Annotated in this window: 17 protein-coding genes and 1 CRISPR repeat array (1 of these 18 running past the window's edge); of the genes, 4 read left to right on the top strand and 13 right to left on the bottom strand. The window is 53.2% G+C overall.

Annotated elements, in window-relative coordinates:
* Positions 1-684: direct repeats of the CRISPR family, unit length 37 nt; unit sequence GTCGCAATCCCTTATTCATCAGGTCAGGTTTTCCGGC; it reaches 5,393 nt to the left of the window's first position.
* Positions 685-920: 236 nt separating this feature from the next.
* From cas2 (QMG16_RS08635) to cas10, 11 genes are read right to left on the bottom strand one after another with little or no spacing between them, the layout of a single operon-like run.
* Positions 921-1,214 (bottom strand): CRISPR-associated endonuclease Cas2, encoded by a 294-nt coding sequence (gene cas2 / locus QMG16_RS08635; protein ID WP_281793569.1) that lies wholly within the window; start codon positions 1,212-1,214, stop codon positions 921-923.
* Between the two features lie 35 nt (positions 1,215-1,249).
* On the bottom strand, positions 1,250-1,525 hold the full coding sequence (gene cas2, locus QMG16_RS08630) for a CRISPR-associated endonuclease Cas2 (protein ID WP_281793568.1): 276 nt from the start codon (positions 1,523-1,525) through the stop codon (positions 1,250-1,252).
* 5 nt (positions 1,526-1,530) lie between these two features.
* Positions 1,531-2,622 carry a CRISPR-associated endonuclease Cas1 gene (gene cas1, locus QMG16_RS08625; RefSeq protein WP_281793567.1) on the bottom strand — a complete coding sequence of 364 codons (1,092 nt, stop codon included), beginning with the start codon at positions 2,620-2,622 and terminating at the stop codon, positions 1,531-1,533.
* Positions 2,622-4,397: a CRISPR-associated primase-polymerase type A1 gene (locus QMG16_RS08620; RefSeq protein ID WP_281793566.1), complete on the bottom strand. Its 1,776-nt coding sequence runs from the start codon at positions 4,395-4,397 to the stop codon at positions 2,622-2,624. Before QMG16_RS08620 ends, cas1 begins: the two co-directional genes overlap by 1 nt.
* Positions 4,398-4,457: 60 nt before the next feature.
* On the bottom strand, positions 4,458-5,639 hold the full coding sequence (locus tag QMG16_RS08615) for a Card1-like endonuclease domain-containing protein (RefSeq protein ID WP_281793565.1): 1,182 nt from the start codon (positions 5,637-5,639) through the stop codon (positions 4,458-4,460).
* Positions 5,640-5,666: 27 nt separating this feature from the next.
* Positions 5,667-6,059 carry a CRISPR-associated protein Csx20 gene (gene csx20, locus QMG16_RS08610; RefSeq protein ID WP_281793564.1) on the bottom strand — a complete coding sequence of 131 codons (393 nt, stop codon included), beginning with the start codon at positions 6,057-6,059 and terminating at the stop codon, positions 5,667-5,669.
* Positions 6,060-6,067: 8 nt separating this feature from the next.
* Positions 6,068-7,573 carry a type III-A CRISPR-associated RAMP protein Csm5 gene (csm5, locus tag QMG16_RS08605; protein ID WP_281793563.1) on the bottom strand — a complete coding sequence of 502 codons (1,506 nt, stop codon included), beginning with the start codon at positions 7,571-7,573 and terminating at the stop codon, positions 6,068-6,070.
* Positions 7,570-8,589 carry a type III-A CRISPR-associated RAMP protein Csm4 gene (gene csm4 / locus QMG16_RS08600; protein ID WP_281793562.1) on the bottom strand — a complete coding sequence of 340 codons (1,020 nt, stop codon included), beginning with the start codon at positions 8,587-8,589 and terminating at the stop codon, positions 7,570-7,572. Before csm4 ends, csm5 begins: the two co-directional genes overlap by 4 nt.
* Positions 8,586-9,305 carry a type III-A CRISPR-associated RAMP protein Csm3 gene (gene csm3, locus QMG16_RS08595; protein WP_281793561.1) on the bottom strand — a complete coding sequence of 240 codons (720 nt, stop codon included), beginning with the start codon at positions 9,303-9,305 and terminating at the stop codon, positions 8,586-8,588. Before csm3 ends, csm4 begins: the two co-directional genes overlap by 4 nt.
* Before the next feature lie 19 nt (positions 9,306-9,324).
* Positions 9,325-9,720: a type III-A CRISPR-associated protein Csm2 gene (csm2, locus tag QMG16_RS08590; protein WP_281793560.1), complete on the bottom strand. Its 396-nt coding sequence runs from the start codon at positions 9,718-9,720 to the stop codon at positions 9,325-9,327.
* A 1-nt stretch (position 9,721) separates the two neighbouring features.
* Positions 9,722-11,893, bottom strand: a complete 2,172-nt coding sequence (gene cas10, locus QMG16_RS08585) for a type III-A CRISPR-associated protein Cas10/Csm1 (protein ID WP_281793559.1) — start codon at positions 11,891-11,893, stop codon at positions 9,722-9,724.
* 110 nt (positions 11,894-12,003) lie between these two features.
* On the opposite strand from cas10, the gene QMG16_RS08580 reads away from it, so the two are divergent.
* The gene (locus QMG16_RS08580) at positions 12,004-13,251 is read left to right on the top strand and encodes an IS701 family transposase (RefSeq protein WP_281793373.1); all 1,248 of its coding nucleotides are present in this window, start codon (positions 12,004-12,006) and stop codon (positions 13,249-13,251) included.
* A gap of 142 nt (positions 13,252-13,393) precedes the next feature.
* Here QMG16_RS08580 and QMG16_RS08575 read toward each other — a convergent pair whose 3' ends face one another.
* Positions 13,394-13,837: an HD domain-containing protein gene (locus tag QMG16_RS08575; protein ID WP_281793558.1), complete on the bottom strand. Its 444-nt coding sequence runs from the start codon at positions 13,835-13,837 to the stop codon at positions 13,394-13,396.
* 112 nt (positions 13,838-13,949) lie between these two features.
* Positions 13,950-14,903, bottom strand: a complete 954-nt coding sequence (cas6, locus tag QMG16_RS08570) for a CRISPR system precrRNA processing endoribonuclease RAMP protein Cas6 (protein WP_281793557.1) — start codon at positions 14,901-14,903, stop codon at positions 13,950-13,952.
* A 790-nt stretch (positions 14,904-15,693) separates the two neighbouring features.
* Here cas6 and QMG16_RS08565 point away from each other — a divergent pair.
* Genes QMG16_RS08565 through QMG16_RS08555 form a run of 3 tightly spaced genes read left to right on the top strand, consistent with a single transcriptional unit; the run spans position 15,694 to position 19,769 of the window.
* Positions 15,694-16,059 carry a hypothetical protein gene (locus tag QMG16_RS08565; protein ID WP_281793556.1) on the top strand — a complete coding sequence of 122 codons (366 nt, stop codon included), beginning with the start codon at positions 15,694-15,696 and terminating at the stop codon, positions 16,057-16,059.
* Positions 16,028-17,515, top strand: coding sequence for an FAD binding domain-containing protein (locus tag QMG16_RS08560; protein WP_281793555.1), 1,488 nt, complete (start codon positions 16,028-16,030; stop codon positions 17,513-17,515). Before QMG16_RS08565 ends, QMG16_RS08560 begins: the two co-directional genes overlap by 32 nt.
* Positions 17,502-19,769 carry a xanthine dehydrogenase molybdopterin binding subunit gene (locus QMG16_RS08555; protein ID WP_281793554.1) on the top strand — a complete coding sequence of 756 codons (2,268 nt, stop codon included), beginning with the start codon at positions 17,502-17,504 and terminating at the stop codon, positions 19,767-19,769. Before QMG16_RS08560 ends, QMG16_RS08555 begins: the two co-directional genes overlap by 14 nt.
* Positions 19,770-19,878: the final 109 nt, after the last annotated feature.

Genomic DNA, 19,878 nt, shown 5'->3' with positions numbered 1-19,878 from the left:
GTTTTCCGGCTCGCTGAGATAGGGAGGTGTGAATATAAAAATCTTCCGGTCGCAATCCCTTATTCATCAGGTCAGGTTTTCCGGCGCAGAAGTTAGCTGACAAGACGGCAGCGAGCAAGGAGTGTCGCAATCCCTTATTCATCAGGTCAGGTTTTCCGGCACTCCGATAAACGACACTAACACTAACACTAACACTAACAGTCGCAATCCCTTATTCATCAGGTCAGGTTTTCCGGCCTAGCATCAGGTATCACCATCAGGCTTTTGCACGCCTAGTCGCAATCCCTTATTCATCAGGTCAGGTTTTCCGGCAAGCCCAGCGAAGGTAGAAAGGGAGTAGTGACGAAGATGTCGCAATCCCTTATTCATCAGGTCAGGTTTTCCGGCCTCGGTCCCCAAAGATATAACCGATGAAGATGTAATGAAGTCGCAATCCCTTATTCATCAGGTCAGGTTTTCCGGCATAGAAATGATCGAAAGATTGAAGCTGTACATCGAACAGTCGCAATCCCTTATTCATCAGGTCAGGTTTTCCGGCACAGAGCGTCATTTCAATTTCCATCGAACCTCGTGTTGTCGCAATCCCTTATTCATCAGGTCAGGTTTTCCGGCGCAAAGGCTAAAATCACACCCTTCAGCAAGGAAGGGTCGCAATCCCTTATTCATCAGGTCAGGTTTTCCGGCTGCGGCCTCATACAGTTGAGGATTACAAGGGGAGTACGTATGTCGTTACGCGAACCTGGACTTTTATTTTGTTTTTGCATCATCTCTCATTCCTCTTTATCTAAAGGATTAGCTGATATCTATTTGAAATCATTTAATTTAATTGTATTGCGCCAACCTGTTGGCACTCGATTTACTTTTACCTGTATCTTCCGTTACTTAAAGATCAACCGCCGTTGTTTCCCTGTTTCGCGCACTCATGTGATGATGAACTCAACTTCATCAACAAACCCCTCACCCAGGCCTGAAACCTCCACACGTCCTAAACATTTATCACAAACGAAATAGAAACGCACGCAGTCTTCCGTGTGGTCGATGGTTTCTTCGATGCGTTCCTTCATTCGCTGAAAATCCGCATCGCTCAAATGGCATTCAAAAACGCTTTTCAGCACCCGGTCGCCATAATCACGCATGATTTTGGCCACACGCTGGAGTCTCCGTGGATGGCTGATATCATAGCTGGCCAGGATATGGTTGATTCTTGTTGCCATGGTCCGTTTCCTCCATAAGAAGATCCCGACTCCATTCAGATGATCTCAAAACCTTCATCTTCCCGGACTTCCCCCCAGCCGCAAATGATAACGTTATGCAGGCACCCCTTGCAGAGGCGGTAATAGCGTACGCTGTCCATCTTTTTGTCGATGAGTTGTTCCACCCCTTCCTTCATCTGCTGGTACATGGATTCATCGAGATCGCATTCGTAGCAACTCAATTGCACTCTTTGCCCGTAGTTCTTGAGATGTTTCATCACGCGGGTCCGGGTTTTATTGTCAACGATATCGTAGGAAACCAGTACATGCATGGACTTCACCTCCAAGCCACGGGACGGTAAACGGCCTCCTCACCTCGAACGACTCGAGCGAAATGGCGCACCTGTTCCCGAATGCAGTCGCGGTAGGAAAAATGTTGGTCCGTCAGGTGAAATCGCACTTTTTCCCCCATCTTTCTTTCGAACTGGGTGATGAATTTGCGAAATCCAGTGTCCGTGAGCCTGACGGGCAGTGCCGCCGGGTTCTTGCCTTGCGACTTTTCAGTTTCTTCTTCATCATCGGCCAAGGGGTCAAGTGGGTCTGGAGCGTCTTCTTCCAGGGATGGGGGAGTACATATGAAATCCTCCAGGGTAATGACCTTGAGATTGAAAACGCTCAAAACGAGAGAGTCCACGATGACCGGTCGCCATTCTTCCATGAGATCCAGGGGCAAGGAAGGCCGACCGTAATCCACGGTATGAAGACAGCCGAGGTAAGGGTCGAAGCCCACCAGGCTCACGGCTGCCATGACCGTATTGAAGAGGAGTGTATACCCCAGGCTCAGTAGAGCGTTTACCGGGTCCGTAGGCGGGCGGCGGACCCGGCGGGCGAAGGTCACTCCTTCCGCCAGGAAGCCCCGTGCAAAACCGTCAAAATAGCGGACCGCCGCTCGGCCTTCATAACCACGCAGGATTTCCAGGTTTTCCGCTTCAACCGCTTTTTGTCCCAACTGCTTCAATTCCAGGATGTGATCGTCCAGTTCCAGGGTTTCCCGGCTGCGGTTGAGCCGCTGCAGCGCAGTGCGCAGGTTGTTGATCTTCCCGGCCACGATGGATCGAGCGGCATTCAGGCAGAAAGCGGAATCTCCCAACCGGCGAAACTGGTCGCATCTCAGGGTGATATTCTTGCTGAGGGGGCTCTGAAGCCTCCCCTTGTAACGACCGTTCAGGGACATGAAGACTGTGTCCACCCCGGAATCCAGCAGGCAAGTCAAGGCCGGGGGCGTAAGCGAAACGTTTCCCATGACAACGAGTTGTTCCAGCTTGAACAGGTGAAGGGCATGGAGGGTGGTGCTGCCTTTACGCACCACCAGTCGCTCTCCTTCCCGATTCAAGGTCACACCTTGCTCCATTACATACGCTACAGCCATCACGCACGCTCCATTTTCCAGGTCACACCATTTTCCTCCTCCACCCGCAGAAGATTGAACTGATCCACCCGCAGGGAAGAGAGCTTTTTTCGCGTGAAGCCTTTTTCCAATATCCTTTCCAACCTCAGGAGAGCCTTTTCCGACTCCTGGAGGTGGAGACGCAAAGCCACATACCGCCTTCCAGCTTCTCGCAGGGACAAATCTTCAGGAACGACAAAGGTTTCCGCCGCAGGGACCATGTGCGGGTGCACGTGCAAAAGGGGTGAAGGGTACTTACCCCCACGCAGGTCGAAGCTGCAATTGCAGTCGAGCACGGAGGTGACTTCAGGTATCAACTCCCGGATCTTGACGCAGCTCATGGGATGGCCCTTGAGGCGGGCCGCCTGGCGCTGGACACTCTCGTACTGGTAGTCGGGACAGGCCTGGAGACACTCGTGCAGGATCTCTGCTCCCTGCTCCAACCAGCCCAATGTGTAGAAGAGAACCACTTTTTCTTCCCGGCGCAGTATGCGCCCGGAAACAGCTTTGCGCACCAGTTCGTTGAGGATCGAACAACTTTCCAGGATCCGCTTGAAGGAAGCGTGGCGCCGGCCTTCCCACACAGCAACCCTTTCCTGGCGTCCGTCGCAATGAAGCCGGGAAGCATGCAGGGAATTTAGAGGAATCCGGCGGATGCGGTGCAGGAGCTTGAGTTGTTCCCCTTCCACCTTTCCTTCCCGGTCCAGGAAAAAGGAGCGTTGCAAAGTGGCCCGATCCAGTCCCAGGGGCATCGGGATGGCCTGTTCCTCCCAGCCGATGCCGACTGGCTGTGTGGGAAGGAGCGGTTCGACCACGAGGGGAGTTTCCGGTTCGGGTGCATGCTCCAGAAAATCCTTTAGAAACCGTTTGACCTTGAGGAAGTGCAGAAATCCGTCAAAAAAGAACCAGAGGCGGCCCTGCACCGAACCCGTCGCCTCCACATAGGCGGGCAAACCCAACTGAACGGCATGGCGAACCAGAAGGACCAGGTGCCGATGCAGTTTTTCTCCGAATAGGGCCACGGTAGAGGCATTTCTCCGGGCGGCTTCCATCATGGCCCCGGAAACGTGCACCAGGACGGCTGCATGACAGACGGTGTTGTCGGAGCGAAGGGAATAAATTCCAAGATTCAAGTCCCCCAGGATATGGGCCGCAATGGTTTCATGAGTGAGGCTTCCCGCTTGAAACACATAACTGCTTTCACCCGTTGTGGGATGAATCTCCTGGAGCGCAAAGCCCTGCTCGCGGCCTGCAAAGAGCTTCAAAAGCCGCTCTGTGTCCGCGCGGCTCACCGATGGCTTGAAGGAACGCAGAGGCGAGGGGGCTTCCTGGGTTGCGGAGGCTGGTTTCAGGGCGGCCGCCTGCCCGGGGAGCCCCATAGCCTGATAATGTTCCGCAAGAAGGGCCTTGCCTTTGACGTGAGAGGGATCGAGTTTCAGGAGTTTTTTCAGGTGCCGGACGGACTTCTCCACATGCCCGCCTTCGGCGAGAAGCGCCGCCAAGCCGTAGAGTGCCCCCGCATGATTGGGACTCAGGCGGAGAGTCTTCTCATAAAATTCCCGGGCGAGCCGGGCCATTCCCAGTTCCTCGCAGATCTCGGCCCAGGCCGTACAGAGCTTGGCAGAACAGTATTCCTGGCTTGCAGCCCGTTGAGCGCAGTCCCGCGCCTGGGATTCATTGCCGGAATCGAGAGATGTTCGGGCTTTTTGGAGCAGGGTGTCTGTTGGCAAAAGCACCTCGGTGATTTTGGTGTGCACTGATCAGTCACCTCTCATAGTCGATAATCTTGGTTGATTATGAAACTCTACCTTGACATCTTAACTTTTCGCACTGAATTCATTACGGAAAAACCCCTCTATGTCCTTCATGACCAGAAGAGGTATGAGCTTGGTGCTAAACTGCCCTGCTCGTTCAATCAAGTGCGATTTGACCTGTCCGCTCTTGTCCAGGATGCTATCCGCCGTGGTTGCGAGGTAGGCTCTCGGTGTGAGTCCGAAACTCTGGCGAAGCGCACCCAGTTTGTAAAGAAATTCGGGGATTCCTATCTTTTCTCCACCGCCCTCCGACGCACTCAATGATTTGCATTCGACGAGATACAAAGCGTTGTCCAAGGTGAACAGAACATCAAATTCGTTTTGATTTCCTTTAGGATCTTTACATACAACGTTGAGTTCCACATTTGCCGAGGAAGGGAGCGCCTCTCGCACGGCCAGATACAGACGGTCTTCGAGCCATCCACCCCGCAGGTAAGTCCAGTCTGTTTTATAGATACGTTTACAGAATCGGTCGCCATCCTTATCGAATTTGAGGTTTTTCAAGAATTCCGCCTCAACATCCGTTGAAATTTGAAAAATACCTGAAAAATCATAACCCTTTTGGACTTGATTGGACTTTAGAGGGCGCAGCTCGTTTCCCAGCCATTTCAACAGGGGGAACAGAGCTTCATAGTTCTGAAAGATGAACCGTGTCATTACCTCTCTGGCTTCGGCCTCTTTACGATATCCAGCCAGCTGGGCTTCGTTACTGACGGTAAATCCGTACGCAGTGAGATATTCGGTCACCGAGAGACGAGCCTTCAAAGGCGTGGGTTTCCGGGGGCGCCGTTTGGGAAAGGGTGTCAGAAATTCGTTTCTAGGGATCGGCACATAGACCATTTCACTTCCGAAAGATGAAAAGAGGTCGTAAGCTGCAATGGACATGAGCTTGGTGCCTCCCGTCAAGTTCACGGTAAAGTCATATTCTTCCGGGGCCTGACTGATCCAACGAGATACAGCAGATTCAAAGCCTAGAAGTGAATCTTCCTGTACTTCCACCCTGGCGTGCCGTTCCAAATAATCATGACCTCGATGAATCAGCGTGTTCAAGATAGCCTGAGTCTTTCCTTTACCTTCCATGAGTGGAGTTGTTACGAAAAGAAGAAAATCCGGCTCAAAGTGCAAGATGACTGTGATATTGGGGATGGTCTGATCGCTTACAAGACATACTAAACACTTTTTCATCTTGGAGGACTCCTTGCAGAAGTTTTACTACACTCCGTATTTTCTGAACCTTTGGTGAACAAAATGATGCACCAGGCGAATGGAACCGTCAGGTAACGGTTCCTCTACAGCCTTTCTTTGCGTGGTGGCATACACCGGTATGAGTCCGTGTTCCATGGCGAAGCGCACCATGAGGTAAGTGGCTCCATAATCTCCCTGGATGAGGACGAAGTCTCCCGGATGGGCTGATTTCCGGAGCCAGTTTTTAAACGGTTCGAGGAAAGGCTCGAGGGCGGCCATATCCGGTGGGATCCGGCCCCAGAGGGCTTGTAGATCTTCCGGTGGATAAATGATGTCACCGACTTCGAGGGTCCTTTCCGCATCCATCATCTGTTCTGCAGTGGGTTGATGGTTGAAGAGAAAAAGCATTTGCTTCACCACGGCAATTTTCACTCCTCAAGATAAAATTCGATTTCTGCCCTGAGCGGATGCTTTTTCCATGTTCCCGCCTGGATCAGCTTGTTCTTGATCACTTCCGCGACCTTGTGAGCTAAAGATTGATCTTCTAGCGCATCAAGAGCCTTTATCAAGCGTTCCAGCGTAATCTTGTCGTTGGATCGGAAACTGGACGCCTGTGAAAGGAGGTCCTTTGAGCTGGGTTGGCGTTTCTCTATTACCCTTGGTGTAGGGGGATGGACTTTTTCCACAGCCTCTCGAGAGGATACCGGCAGAGGCTTCTCTGTGGCAGACACCGTACCGTGGGCGTGTGCATCTTTTGAAACCTCGGCCTTATCTTTTATCCCGGTCAATCTGTCCCGATATTCTACCTCCAGAGCATCCAGCTTTTTCCACACATCTCCGCTTACTTCTTTAAGGGAAACCCAGCCAAAAGGCTTGAGTCCTCCATTGTCCCTGGGCTTGCTGGAATCACCCGTCAGCCACAACGTCGTTGCGGCATTGCTCTGTTTGAATTTTCCGTTGCCAAGTTTTATCCTGATATCCCGGTAGCCTTCGATCGTCACGCATTCCGCCCCGGAATGGCGGCCCAGGCGCAAAGGGATTCCATGTTCGGCAATATTCATTTTGATCTGAGCAGCGCCAATCCTCTCCAGGTCCAGGTTTTCACGCTGACACTCCTTGCGGAAGAAAATCGTCGCACTTTCTAAGACCGTTTTCATATTCAATGGCACAGCCACTCTGGATCTGGGAGGACCCTCGTCTACCGTGATCCATCCTTCGAAGACCGATCCCGGTTGAATGACTTCCATAATCTGGAAGGGCCCCTGGCCTTCAAAGCCTTTAAGTTTTGAAGGTTGTTTTTTGCGGTTGACCGCATAAATGATACGGGTTCTGACTTCGCCCACGGGATGAAAATCGGACACCTTGATGAGCCTGAAAGGATCGGTGTCAAATGAACCTCCGTCCAGCAGGCTCTTTTCCAGGTCTCGGGCGGCACCTTTGCCCTGAGAGGTCCGAATGCGCCCCTTCTTCTGGGCACGCCCATTGAGATAGGCCGTTCTCAGTGCCCCCTTGATGGCCGACCCCGGGATATATGGGCGTTGAGATGCTGGAAGGAAAGCCGTGCGCTGAATAGCGAAATTATTCAAGTCCTGCTGAATGGCCTTTACATTGTTTGCAGGCAGAGAAAGCGTTTTGCGAAAGTTCTCCAAAAGTCCGGAACATACCGAAACCTTGTGCAGGGCCAGGTCGGGGTTGCCCCTGGCCCTTACAAACTTGTAAAGTTCCAGGATGGAGGGGATGGTTCCCCTCTGACAGATCTCACTGAATTTTTTTTGGTCGGCTTCGCTCAACCCTCCAATGAAACGAAGAGGGTCGAACGGGCAAAGGGTTTGAGAAGCCTCATCCAGGAAAAAGGCCGTGGGTTCATAGACTTCATCACATCCGACATGGACAGGGGACAAGATTTGGAGGCAATAGCGGATGGGTTGTGTCATGAGTTTACCTCCAGATGGAAGGGTACATAGGGTGCATAACCCTGCACGACAGAAGACTTCAAAGCTTTGGAAATGTTCTTCACGGCAGTGCCGATATAAGGCTTGAGGAAAACCTCTTCCGTTGCTTCGGTGGCCGGAAGGAACACGGCTCCTTCATCCGCCATGATAACGGGATTCTTGAAGGGATGAGGAGAACGGGCCAGCTCATCGCCGTGTTTTCCAAAACGCACAAAGGGTTGGAAAAAGGCTTTTGAGAATCTCCCCCTTTCCGGTACCACCGGCGCCAGTGCATAGCAGGCATTGAAGGCTTGACCCGATGGCAAGGAAACCTCTTCACGCAGAGATCCCAGTCGAAAGCGTCCCAAACCGGTGGAGGCATTCTTTCCGTAGCCGAACTGTCCCATACGTTCGAGAGCCGTGCAAACACGCTCAAGGTCCGTAGCTGTCTCATCCACAAGTACAAAGAGAGCCAGCTCTGTTTCCGGCATATAAAAATGCACGGTTTCTGCAAAAGGGGCAAAGGCACCTTCTCCAGTGGTCAAAGTCAACCGGTTGATGGTGTTGTGGGGCTGTTCGAAGGAACATCGAAAACTGCCGGATAAATTCTCCCCGGCCACCATTCCAGCAAGATCGGCGTCTGTTCGAAATAGAGGCTTGTCCAGATTTATGGTCAATGATTTCTCCAGGAGCATCCACTTTTTTTTGCTGTCTTCTTTGCGGGCGCTTATTTGTTCACGCTTGTTTGGTTTCTCCTTCAGCTTGTTGAATAGATAGGATCGGGGGAGATCCGGTCGTTTTACGGCATAGGGAGTGGATTGCCCGGAAAAATATGGCATTGCCGAGGAAAAGACGACGCAGGGTTTTTTTCCGTAGCAGTCGATCCATTTATCGAGTCCGCCATTGAGGAGTTTGGAATCATAAGCTGCCTGCCAGCAAAAGTGCCCGAACAGGGTGTCTCCCTTCAGGGGAGTTCCAAACCCCGAAATCGGTTCAAGACTGATGGCATAAAGCTTCAAAGTTTTCCTCCCCTGGAAAAGAGGTCGATGCTTTCAAAGCGCTTTTGGATGCTTTCATCTTCGAAACGAAACTGCACTTTGCCATAGCCACGGCTGCCGCTGCCTCCGAGGGCATCCAACTCCAGGAGCTTCAGACCCTGGAGGAGTGCTTCCAACAATGGTTGTTCCTCCTCTGGTTTGAGAACCTTCAAACACACGGAAAAAGCGAATTCCGTATCCGACGGCACCCGTTCAGTAAAACGAGGGTTTTCGGCAGTACCCTTGATGCGGTTTATACTGTTTTCGGATTTCACTTCCGTGAGGCTCCACCGACTCTGTCGTACCTTCTCTTGCCAGTTCTTGGTGATAGGGCAATCGGCGAAGGACACCCGGCTGGGACCCAATTCCGCCACGGCCTCTCCATCGGCCCCACTGCTCCCGAACAACTTGAGAATGGTCTCGCACTCCTGTCGCTCTTCGCCTTTCAATCCTTTCAACAACCTAGCACTCAATGGGTTGCCGTCCGTTTTGACTACCAGTCCGCTTTTCAATTCCAGTAGCGAACGCACCTTGCCTTTGATGGAAGAGCCGGGAATATAAGGTTCCTGGGTATTAGGATGTTTAATGATGGGGTTGTCTGTACCACCGATATGCATTTCCACATCTCCAGCCCCGATGTGAAGGCCGCTCTTTAGCGTAATGGTTCCCTTGATGTTCAAGATATTCAAAAGTTGCATGGTAATGGTCCCCTTTGCATCAGTTGTCCGACGGACGGTATTTTTTGTAAAATCCCATGAAGGCCTCGAACAGATTGGCAAACACATCCAGGTCTTCTGCATTTTGCACCTGACGAATAGATTCCTTCAAAAATTCGACGAAATCGTTTGTGACCAGTTTCCGTCCTTCGGCATAGGCCGCTTTGGCGATGATCATGTTTACGAGAGGAAGAATTTTGTCCCAGTCCTGGGGATAGCTTCGCGCCTGAGCATTGAGCCGCACCACTTCATCGTAGAACTTTCTGATTTGTGTCCGCTTATTCTTTTTGGGATCAGCCTGATCAATGCACTTTGCCAGGCCTTCTGCCATATTGGAAAAAAGTTCAGGTTTCACTGTGCGTTTAGCCGGATCCTTGTAGAAACTGTAATCCTTCATTTCAGCCAACCCTCCTTTGATGATAGAGAACATCCCACAGAGCCATCTTGAACGTGGCCCCATAGTCTTTCAACCAGACCATGCACTGGGAAAATTCCTCGAGTGCCCTCTTTTTTTCTTCTTTCTGGAGCCCTCTGCCCACGTTGCGTTCCGCCATGTAGTGGAACAGCGCATACCATTTCAGACATTCCATCTCTCTGACGGCAATTTCTTTTTGTTTGCGGATGCGTTGTTCGCCTTCGATCATGCGGATGAAATCATTGAGCCGATAGAGCATGGCATTGTTGACCAGTCCCTCGGCTTTCCAACGGATAAGAGTTTCCTTGATAGTCTGGAGTGCCAAAAAATCTTTCCACTCCGCTGTTTCACCGAAAAGCGTGATCCGATTGCGCCCATCCTTGGCCTGCTTCAAAGCCTCTTCCGATTTCTCCGCCAACCGATCCAGAGGGGTGTGTGGTTTGTGCAGGGTAATCCCTGCGGAAAAGTGAATTTCGGGATTACTACAGGTGTACTCCTCGAAAGTCGATCTCAATACCTCCGCCAGCGTAATCATCCGGTTCCAGGGTCCTATAAGAAAAAGGTCATCACCACCGGCAAATACCGTGTAAACATCCTGGAATCGTTCATCTGTGGCCAAGAGATAAGGGAGATATACGGCAAAATACCAGTGCAACTGGCGGCTCAGAGTGGCCAATCGCGAGAGGGTGTAATGTTCTTCCTTGATGCCGCAGGCCATGAGTAGTCCCAACTGGTCCACGTCCGCTTTGAGTACGCCCAGAGCTTCTACCCCTGTATAGCCATCATCCTGGATTTCCGGCATGCGCAGGGCTTTGCAGGCTAGGTGAGCAAAAGTCTTGGGGATTCCCGGTTCCATCTGTTCGATGAGTTCTTCCTTTTTCTTTTCGCTGCGCCGTCCTGCCAGGAAACGATCATCATAGCGGTCCCTATCGGTATACACCGGCACGTAACCATTGATGAACCGGGCAGTGACATCCTTGGCCACATCCCCGGAGGGATCACAAGAGATATCCCAGTATTTGAGGAGCTGCCCCCGACGCGCTAGATCGTTCAATCCCCCATCCACGAAGCATACCTGATATGCGCCGTATACGGGTTCCAACAACTTCAAGGTGCCGGATTTCAAAGAAGCACCAGGGGTGGTAACGGCCAGGCGTGCCTTTTTGACCAGATGTGTTCCGAGGAAGATATGATCCCGGCAGATGGCGCAGGCAGACCCGTCGCCCCCAATGAGTGGCGAATTTTCAGCAGAGGGATGACTCGGCCGTTTCCCGCAAAAGGGACACAAAGGACGGGCCAGATCATTGTTGAATGCATCCAGGTAGCCATCAACCACTCCCCCATAACGGTCCATATCCACCTTACGGAATTTCCGTTCCTCCATGCTACTGCCCAGACGCTCCCAAAGTTCGGCAAACCGGCCCCCAACAAAATCCCCTGCAGAAGCTTCCACCCCAATCATCCCGAGAGCGCTTTCACCCAGGGATACCTTTATCAGCCAGTCATTGACCCTGCTTTCGACCCTGTCTACTGCCCGGCGCACAGAGTCCAAATTGGGTGCCAGGAGAACAAACTTGCCGGCAGCGTTGAATACCATCGCAGTAGTCGGCATACCGACCTCACGGCATACCATGTCCGCCGCCAATTCGGAAAAAAGCGATACAGCAAAGGATCGGCCACGGAGAATTTTAGATCGATGGCTTCCTGCTTCACCACTGTCGGCAAAAATGAAGTTTTGGATTCCGTAGAAATCTCCAGCGATGAGTAGAAATTTTTTGGGTTCTTCGTCTCGAATGGAGGCGATTTCCATGTTACCTTTCGCTAAATGGTACAGGTAGAGCGCCGTAGCCAGCGCACTAGTGGATCGCAGGTGATCGTAGAGAGAGACGTCCGGGATGACATGACCCGCTCGGGCTGCCGGCACATGAGAGGCAAAAATCATGAGAAGACTGTCAAAGTGTTCCAGCCACAGTTCCAGGTTTTCTTCCCGGTGTTTCAGTTGCCCCAGGGCCTCCACAAATTCTTGGAATAAGGCCCGATATTCTTCTTTGTCATTTTTTTGCTGGTTCCCGTCCTGTGTGGCCCTACGGATTATAGGGAAAATGCTTGTGGGAGAAACCTTGGCCAAAGGGTAACAGTAGTGGTAGTTTTTCAATGTTTTCTCTTTGGTAGTTTCCTCCCTTGATTAGTACTACAACCGCCATATGTAAAATGCCGCACTTCCGGATATATTATAAGGTAGAGAAACCTTCGGAGGTAACGGTCATGACGTTGAAAGAGTTGGATTATTGGGAAGATTCTTTTCGGTCCTTTCATGCTCGTTTTTCTCATCTATTCCCCCGGGCGCAATCTCGGGAACAGTCGGCAAAATACCTTCACTCCTTGCTTGCACCCGTTGAGCGCAAGAACGGCTGGCAGATGGCTGAGGCCATAGGAGATAAGAGACCGGATAAGATGGAAAGGCTGCTTTACCGAGTGAACTGGGATGCGGATGAGGCACGGGATATTTTGGAGCAGTTCGTGATCGAGAATTTTGCAGACCCGGAAGGAATTGGAGTCGTAGATGAGACGGGTTTTATCAAAAAAGGTGATAAGTCTGTCGGGGTGAAAAGACAATACACGGGTACGGCCGGGAAGGTGGAAAACTCTCAGGTGGGAACCTTCCTCACCTATTCCTCGGCCAAAGGACATGTGTTCCTGGACAGAAGACTCTTTCTTCCCGAGGACTGGGCCAATGACATGGTAAGACGCAAGGGGGCGAAGGTTCCTGATGAGGTGGTGTTTGAGACCAAGCCCGAACAGGCCTTCTCGATGCTCGATCATGCCTGGAAAATGGGTGTCCCGATACGCTGGGTCACAGGAGATGAGATCTACGGGGATTCTCCGAAACTTCGAGCAGCTATCCAGGAGAGTGGACACTGGTATGTCTTGGCAGTCTCTTGCAATACCCCCGTTTGGACCAGGCGACCGTTGCTCCAACAGCCCTTGCGCAAAGGGATGGGCAGGCCACCCACAAGGGTACGGTTGGCCAAGGATGCTCCGCATGCCGGGACGGTGGCTGAGGTGGTGATGGGATGGTCTCCTGATGTCTGGAAGCGGTTCAGTGTGGCAAAAGGAGAAAAGGGACCGAGAACTTATGACTGGGCAAGGGTTCGTGTGATCGAGAGCCGTGGCAAGCTCCCCGGACCTGAGGTCTGGCTTCTGGCCAGACGATCTGTAGCCAAACCCGAAGAAATGGCCTACTACCTTTGCTTTGCTCCCGAGAATGTTCCTCTCACTCGTCTTGCCCAGGTGGCATCGACCCGCTACACCATTGAGCAATGCTTTGAGGAAGGCAAAGGAGAAGCCGGGCTTGATCACTATGAAGTCAGGTACTGGCACAGCTGGCATCGTCACATTACCCTCTCTATGATGGCCCATACCTGGCTGAGCTCGATCCGGGCTTCGGAGGAGGGGAAAAAAAGACGCAGAGCTGGCCGAGCTGACAGTTCCAGAGGTGAGGCGACTGCTTGAAATCGTTCTGCCCTTGCCAGTACACTCTCCTGAATTTCGGTTGGCCTGGTCCCGCTGGAGACGAAAAAGAAGGCTTCAGGCCCGACAAAGTCACTATCGTTCTCGATTCTTGGGGTGCACATTGAAGGTATGCTCATTCTAATCATATGGCGGTTGTAGTACTAAGGAGCTTTTCAAAAATGGGGACCAGTCGGGTTTTCCGATAGTCCTTGGGTGTCACGGCTATGTTGTACTTTGCATCGAATTGGGCTCGGTCCCAGCCGCTGCTCAGGCGATCCGCCATAGCGATGATCCACTGAAGAGAGGTTTCCGGCTTGTGATGTCCTGCAGCAAGGTTGATGAAGCTGTCCTCCAATCCCCAATGCTGTCGGTTGAACTGGCTCGGCAGCACTTGCTCCATTTGTTCAATGAAAGCTGCCGTATACACTGCATGGCGATGGGTATGATGTTTGTTGAAGTAGGGTTGGTATAAGTCCGCATGGTTGTTGATGTAATCTTGGGAAACCTCCATCGCGCATTCATCGGCGAGTTTACCGATGTCGTGCATCATTCCCGCAATGCTTATTTTCAGTACATTTTCATCCATTACATTCTCCTGAAATGTCCCTCTCCCTTAACAACGTCCAGTTTCCTGTGAAGATAGAAAGTGTTGGTTTTAACTGCTGCTCTTTTATAGAGTGTAGAGAATCTATTGCACTTTATGATTCCATCAGCCTGTAATGTCCTAACCCGAAAGTCGCGCCTTTGCCCACATGGAGGATCTCCCCCAAGACCAGCAAGGGAAGAAAACTCTGAAACGTTCCTTCAAAAGCAATCCGCCCTATGAATCCGCCCAGGGTCATGCGTTGCTTTTGCCTCGTGGAATAGCGTTCCCAGTCGTACCAGGAGAGTTCTTTCTCCACGGTCTGGATTTCTTGAGCACGGCTGATCCACTCCCGGTAGTCCAGCTTCAAACGCTGCCCACAGTGGAAATAGGACAGGCTGGAAATTCTCCTCAGAAGGGCACGAATGAGATGATGAAATTCAGGTCCATCCAGCAAATGCCCATCTGACTTGATGCGTGTAGGCGTCAGGAATTCCACGCCAAGCTTTGAGGCGGAAGAGAGGGCCTTACATCGACGCATCAAATGTTCAGAGACCACGGGTGGGGCTCCTGCCCGCAGTTTTTGTGTCGTCATGTCATAGATCATTCGAGGAATGCCAGAATCCTCGGAAAAAACGCTTTCAAGAGCGAAAGTACCATGCTCCCGCCCCAGCCCGCGCTCTCCCAACGAGATGAAGGCATAGACAAAATAAGGCAAAAGCTCCAGTGCCCGCCCAACCAGCACCAGTCCAAATTCGAGACATTCTCCTTTGGGAATGTGACATGCTTTTGTTTCCGGAGGTTCCAGAACAAACGGATGAGGGGCGGAAGGATACAACCGCATCATGGCCGCATCCACCGGCGGTGGAGTTTCAAAAAGGTAAACATAGACACAGCGATCTCGCAGGAGACAAGTACCACAGTCCTGACGTTTGAGAGCACAAGTCACTCCTTTGAGTGCCTGTCCGAACCCGCCTCTGAAGGTCGCCCCCTTGTACTGAGGTAACGATAGATCCCCAAGAGCGCGAATTCTGAAGCGGAATCTGTTCCATTTGAGAGAATTGATCATTATTTATCCTCTTGTATAAGGAGCAAAGATAGCTCATCAGGTCTGAAATCTTTGCACCACCCACCCCATGGATTTCTGCGTTGTTCGACTCGACATAATCTATCAAGATACAGGATTCATTGAGAATCCAAGGTTACAATTGATTCCGGCTTCAGGACTCAAACGATATGCGTTTCAGAAGACCTGTCATCGCGATTTAAGTTTTCCCGCAAGTCCTGTAGCCACAGGCAAGGCAGGAAAAAGTCCTCCTCTCCCTCTATCGGTTGATTCCCGCTTGGAAAAAAATTTTTTGCCGGCAAATTTGCCGGATTTTACAATGAGGGCGATGGGCATACATCTCCTGAATCCCCCTTCAAAGGGGGACTTCCAGAGTTTCCGCCTCAATGGCAGGCTACCGCCGCGGCACATTTCGAAGGGGAATCAGACGTGCTTTAAAGTTCATGGATAGCAATCCGTATTACAAGCAAAATGGAACTCAAGTCTGAGGCGTAACAGAGGATCTTCAATGGTACGTCCAGGCAAGATCGATTGATATTACTCGTGTTTTTCTCTTTATTCAATATTTTTCGCGCTATCATACTCTAAACGGCTGAAGCCTTGCCTTTTGCAGGAGCGGCATCCGGCTGCGATTCTCCCGGAGGGGTTGGTTGTTTCTATCGCGGCTGGAAGCCATTCCTGCAGGAATGCCCCCCTCGCTCCCTTTCCCGCTTGTAGGATTCATGGAAGGGGGTTAAGTTTAAAAGCGAGGAAAGTAAAAACAGTGGAGCAAAAACTCCAGGGGAGGAAACTTATGACAGAGTGCAACAAGTGCGGAACGGGTATCGAACCGGGGGAATCCTATGAATTTCAGGGAAAGCTCCTTTGTGAAGACTGTTATATGGACGTGATGAATCCGCCCAAGACCTGCGATCCCTGGGCGGTTCATCTGGCCAAAAGTTCCATCATCCAGGATGGTTTTCAGCTCACTGCGCTGCAGGAAGAGATTCTTTCGCTCCTCAAGGAGCACGGTCCCATGCAGATGGAAGAGATAACGGCAAAGCTGGAAATCAATGAAGCGGAATTCAGGAACGCCTTCGCCACGCTGCGTCACATGGAGCTGGCCCGTGGCTTCAAGAAGGGTGATAATGTCTATTACACGCTCTTTTCCCAAGAATAGGGCGTTTCATATGGAGCCGGGCGGTCCCATCCGTTTCATTCTCAATCGTGAAGATATATCAACCAGTTGGCCTCCTGGGAGTGTGGTCCTGGATTTTCTGCGCAGGGAGTGCCGTTTGACGGGGACAAAAGAAGGCTGCAGGGAAGGGGACTGCGGGGCGTGCATGATCCTCCTGGGCAGGTGGGACGGACAGAGGGTCCGCTACCGGGGGGTGAATTCGTGCCTGCTTCCCCTGGGGGATGTTGCCGGCGCTCATGTGGTCACGATCGAAGGACTCAACGGGCAGGAACTCAACCCCATCCAGAAGGCCATGGTGGAAGAAGGCGCCGTCCAGTGCGGCTTTTGCACTCCGGGAATGATCATCTCTCTCACCGGCTTTTTCCTCAACGCCCCCCGCCTGGATGCACAAGATGCCGTTGCGGCTCTGGATGGGAACATCTGCCGCTGCACGGGATATCCATCCATCAAGAGGGCCCTGGAAAGGGTCTGCCGGGAATGCGTTCCCCCTGCTGAGATGGAGGAGCGCGTCGCCTGGCTGGCGGCGTCCCGGGTCGTGCCGGACTATTTCCTGGAGATCCCGGCAAGGCTGGAGCGGTTGCAGGGGGAAGCGGGGGCGGTTCGAGGCCCGGCCCCCCCGGGAAGCAGGATCGTCTCGGGAGGAACGGACCTCATGCTCCAGAAAGGAGAAGAAATCCTGAATCATCGGGAAGATCTCTTCTTCCTGTCCACCAGGGAAGACCTGCGGGGGATTCGTCTCGAGGGGAACTGCTGCCGCATCGGGGCGGCGACGACGGTCGAGGAGATGAGAAAATCGGACATCCTGAGGAACATATTGCCCGGAATCGATGCGCATCTGCGCCTCTTCGGTTCCACGCCCATCCGGGAGCGGGCCACTCCGGGCGGCAATATCGTCAATGCATCCCCCATTGGGGACCTGGCGGTCTTCTTTCTTGCGCTGGATGCCGCCGTCGGGCTGCGGAACGGAGACCGCCGCCGGGAACTGCCCCTGAAGGATTTTTTCAAGGGATACAAGGAACTCGATAAGGCCCCAAATGAACTGGTGGAATGGGTCCGGTTTCCGGTGCCGGCGAAAAACGCGCTTTTCAATTTTGAAAAGGTTTCCCGGAGAACCCATCTCGACATAGCCTCCGTGAATTCCGCCATGCTCCTGGAGCTCCAGGGCGATGTGATTCGAAAAGTCCATCTTTCGGCGGGAGGAGTGGCTCCCGTGCCGCTCTATCTTTCGGGGACCGTAGAATTCCTGAGGGGCAAATCCCTCGATGCCCGCGTGATGGGCGATGCGGCCGCCGCGGCCCAATCGGAAATTTCCCCCATAAGCGACACGCGCGGCTCGGCCGATTACAAGCGCCTGCTCCTGCGTCAACTCGTTTTCGCCCATTTTATAACCCTGGTTCCCCACCTGGCCGCTACAGGAGGCCCCGATGAAATCTTCTGACACCCTGCTTCATGCCCGTGGCGAATCGACCTTCGTGGACGATGTGGCGCTGCCGGAGGGGCGGCTCTTCGCCGCGGTTTGTGCCTCATCCATCGCCCACGGCAGAATCCTTTCCCTGGATGCGGAGGAAGCTCGGAGGCTTCCCGGGATCTGCGGCATCTTCACGGCAAAGGACATTCCGGGTGAAAACCAGGTGGGCAAGACCATCCTGGATGAACCGTTGCTGGCGGAAGGCGAGGTGCGTTTCGTCGGTCAGCCCATCGCCGTTGCCGTGGGTGAGAGCGCTTCCATCGCTCGAGAGGCGGTTCGCGCCATACGGGTGGAATACGATCCCCTGCCGGCTGTCTTCGATGCCCGGCAGGCGTACGCCGAGGGGCGGCTCATCGCCCCGCCCCGCACCTTTTCCCTGGGGGATGTGGAGAGCGCGTGGGAGCGGTGCCGCGTGGTCGTGGGCGGCACGGCGGAATCGGGGGGGCAGGAGCATCTCTACCTGGAAACTCAGAGCGCTTTTGCCCTGCCGACGGAAAGGGGCGGGGTGAAGGTGGTTTCATCCACACAGTCCCCGTCGATGGTTCAGTTGATCGTGGCGAGAATCCTGGGGCTTCCCATGCACGAGGTGGAAGTGGATGTGCCGCGGCTGGGCGGGGCCTTCGGCGGCAAGGAAGACCAGGGAACTCACTGGGCGGCCCTGGCCGCCCTGGCGGCGTGGCGGCTCAAGAAAACGGTGAAGCTCGTTTTGCCGCGCCGGGAAGACATTCGCATGACGGGCAAACGTCATCCCTATTCGTCGGACTTCAAGATCGGTCTTGATGGGGAGGGAAAGATCCTGGCCTATGAAGTGACGTTCTACCAAAACGGGGGCGCGGCCGCCGATCTTTCCACGGCCATCCTGGAGCGCTCCCTTTTTCACGCCACAAACGCCTATTTCATTCCCAACGTGAAGGCCACCGGGATCAGCTGCTACACGCACCTGCCTCCCAACACGGCATTTCGGGGGTTTGGAGGGCCTCAGGCCATGTTCGTGCTGGAGTCCGCCATCTTCAAGGCCGCCGAGGAGATGGGGATTGAACCCTGGGAGATACAAAAGCGGAACCTCCTGCGCGAAGGGGATGTATTCCCTTACGGTATGCGTGTCGAGAGATGCCGGCAGCGTCGATGCTGGGAGGTTGCTGAGAGGAAATACGGTTTTCAGTCCCTCCGGCACGAAGTCCAGGAATTCAATTCCCGGAACAAATGGCTGAAAAAGGGCCTGGCCTTCATGCCCGTCTGCTTCGGGATTTCGTTCACCAGCACTTTCTTGAACCAGGCTTCTGCCCTCGTGCACGTGTACGTGGACGGCAGCGTGAGTGTGAGCACCTGCGCCGTGGAAATGGGGCAGGGGGTGAACGCCAAAATCCGGCAGGTGCCGGCGCATCTGTTTTCCATCCGTCCCGAACGGATCAGGCTCGAAACCACCAACACCACCCGCATCGCCAACATGCCGCCCACGGCGGCCAGCACCGGAGCCGACCTCAACGGGCACGCCACGCGGCTGGCCTGCCTCGCCATTCTCGACCGGCTGAAGGAAACAGCGGCAAAATCCCTGAAAGGGGCTGCTCCCCATGAAATCGAAATCAGGGAGGAAACTGTCTACCTGGCTGGAAAGGAGACGGAACTCAAGTGGGAAAGCCTGGTCGGCCAGGCTTACTTCGACCGTGTAAGCCTTTCGGCGCAGGCCCATTATGCGACCCCCGGACTCTACTTCGACAGGGAAAAGGAAAAGGGGGAACCCTTTGCCTATCACGTTTTCGGGGTGGCGATTGTGGAAGTGACGCTGGACTGTCTGCGGGGGAACTACCGGGTGGATTCCGTGAGAGTCGTTCATGATTTCGGCAAGAGCCTGAATCCCTGCATCGATCTTGGCCAGATGGAAGGGGGAATCGTGCAGGGTTTGGGCTGGATGCTCCTGGAAGAGCTGATGCATGACGGGAACGGGAAATTGCTCACGGATACCCTGAGCACCTACAAGGTGCCGGACATTCACTTCGCTCCGGGGGAGATAGCGGTCCATTTCCTGGAAGATTCGGAAAATCCTCCGGGAATCTTCCAATCCAAAGCCGTGGGGGAACCCCCTTTCATGTATGGAATCGGAGCCTACTTCGCCCTCCTGAAAGCCATGAAGGCATTTCGCGCGGACCTGCCGGTCCGTTTCAACGCGCCGCATACTCCGGAAAAGGTCCTGCTTTCCCTGTACGGGAGAAAACACTCCTCCTGAAAATTCGGCCGCTCGATACACGTCTACATTTCACACCGTTTTTCATCTAAAGTCTTTCCCTTCTTCAGACGATTCTTCCAACCGGGGGCTTTTTTCGCCTCCGGCGTGA

The sequence above is a fragment of the Desulforhabdus amnigena genome (genome assembly GCF_027925305.1).
Taxonomy (GTDB): domain Bacteria; phylum Desulfobacterota; class Syntrophobacteria; order Syntrophobacterales; family Syntrophobacteraceae; genus Desulforhabdus; species Desulforhabdus amnigena.
This window is presented reverse-complemented; position numbering and strand designations above follow the sequence as displayed.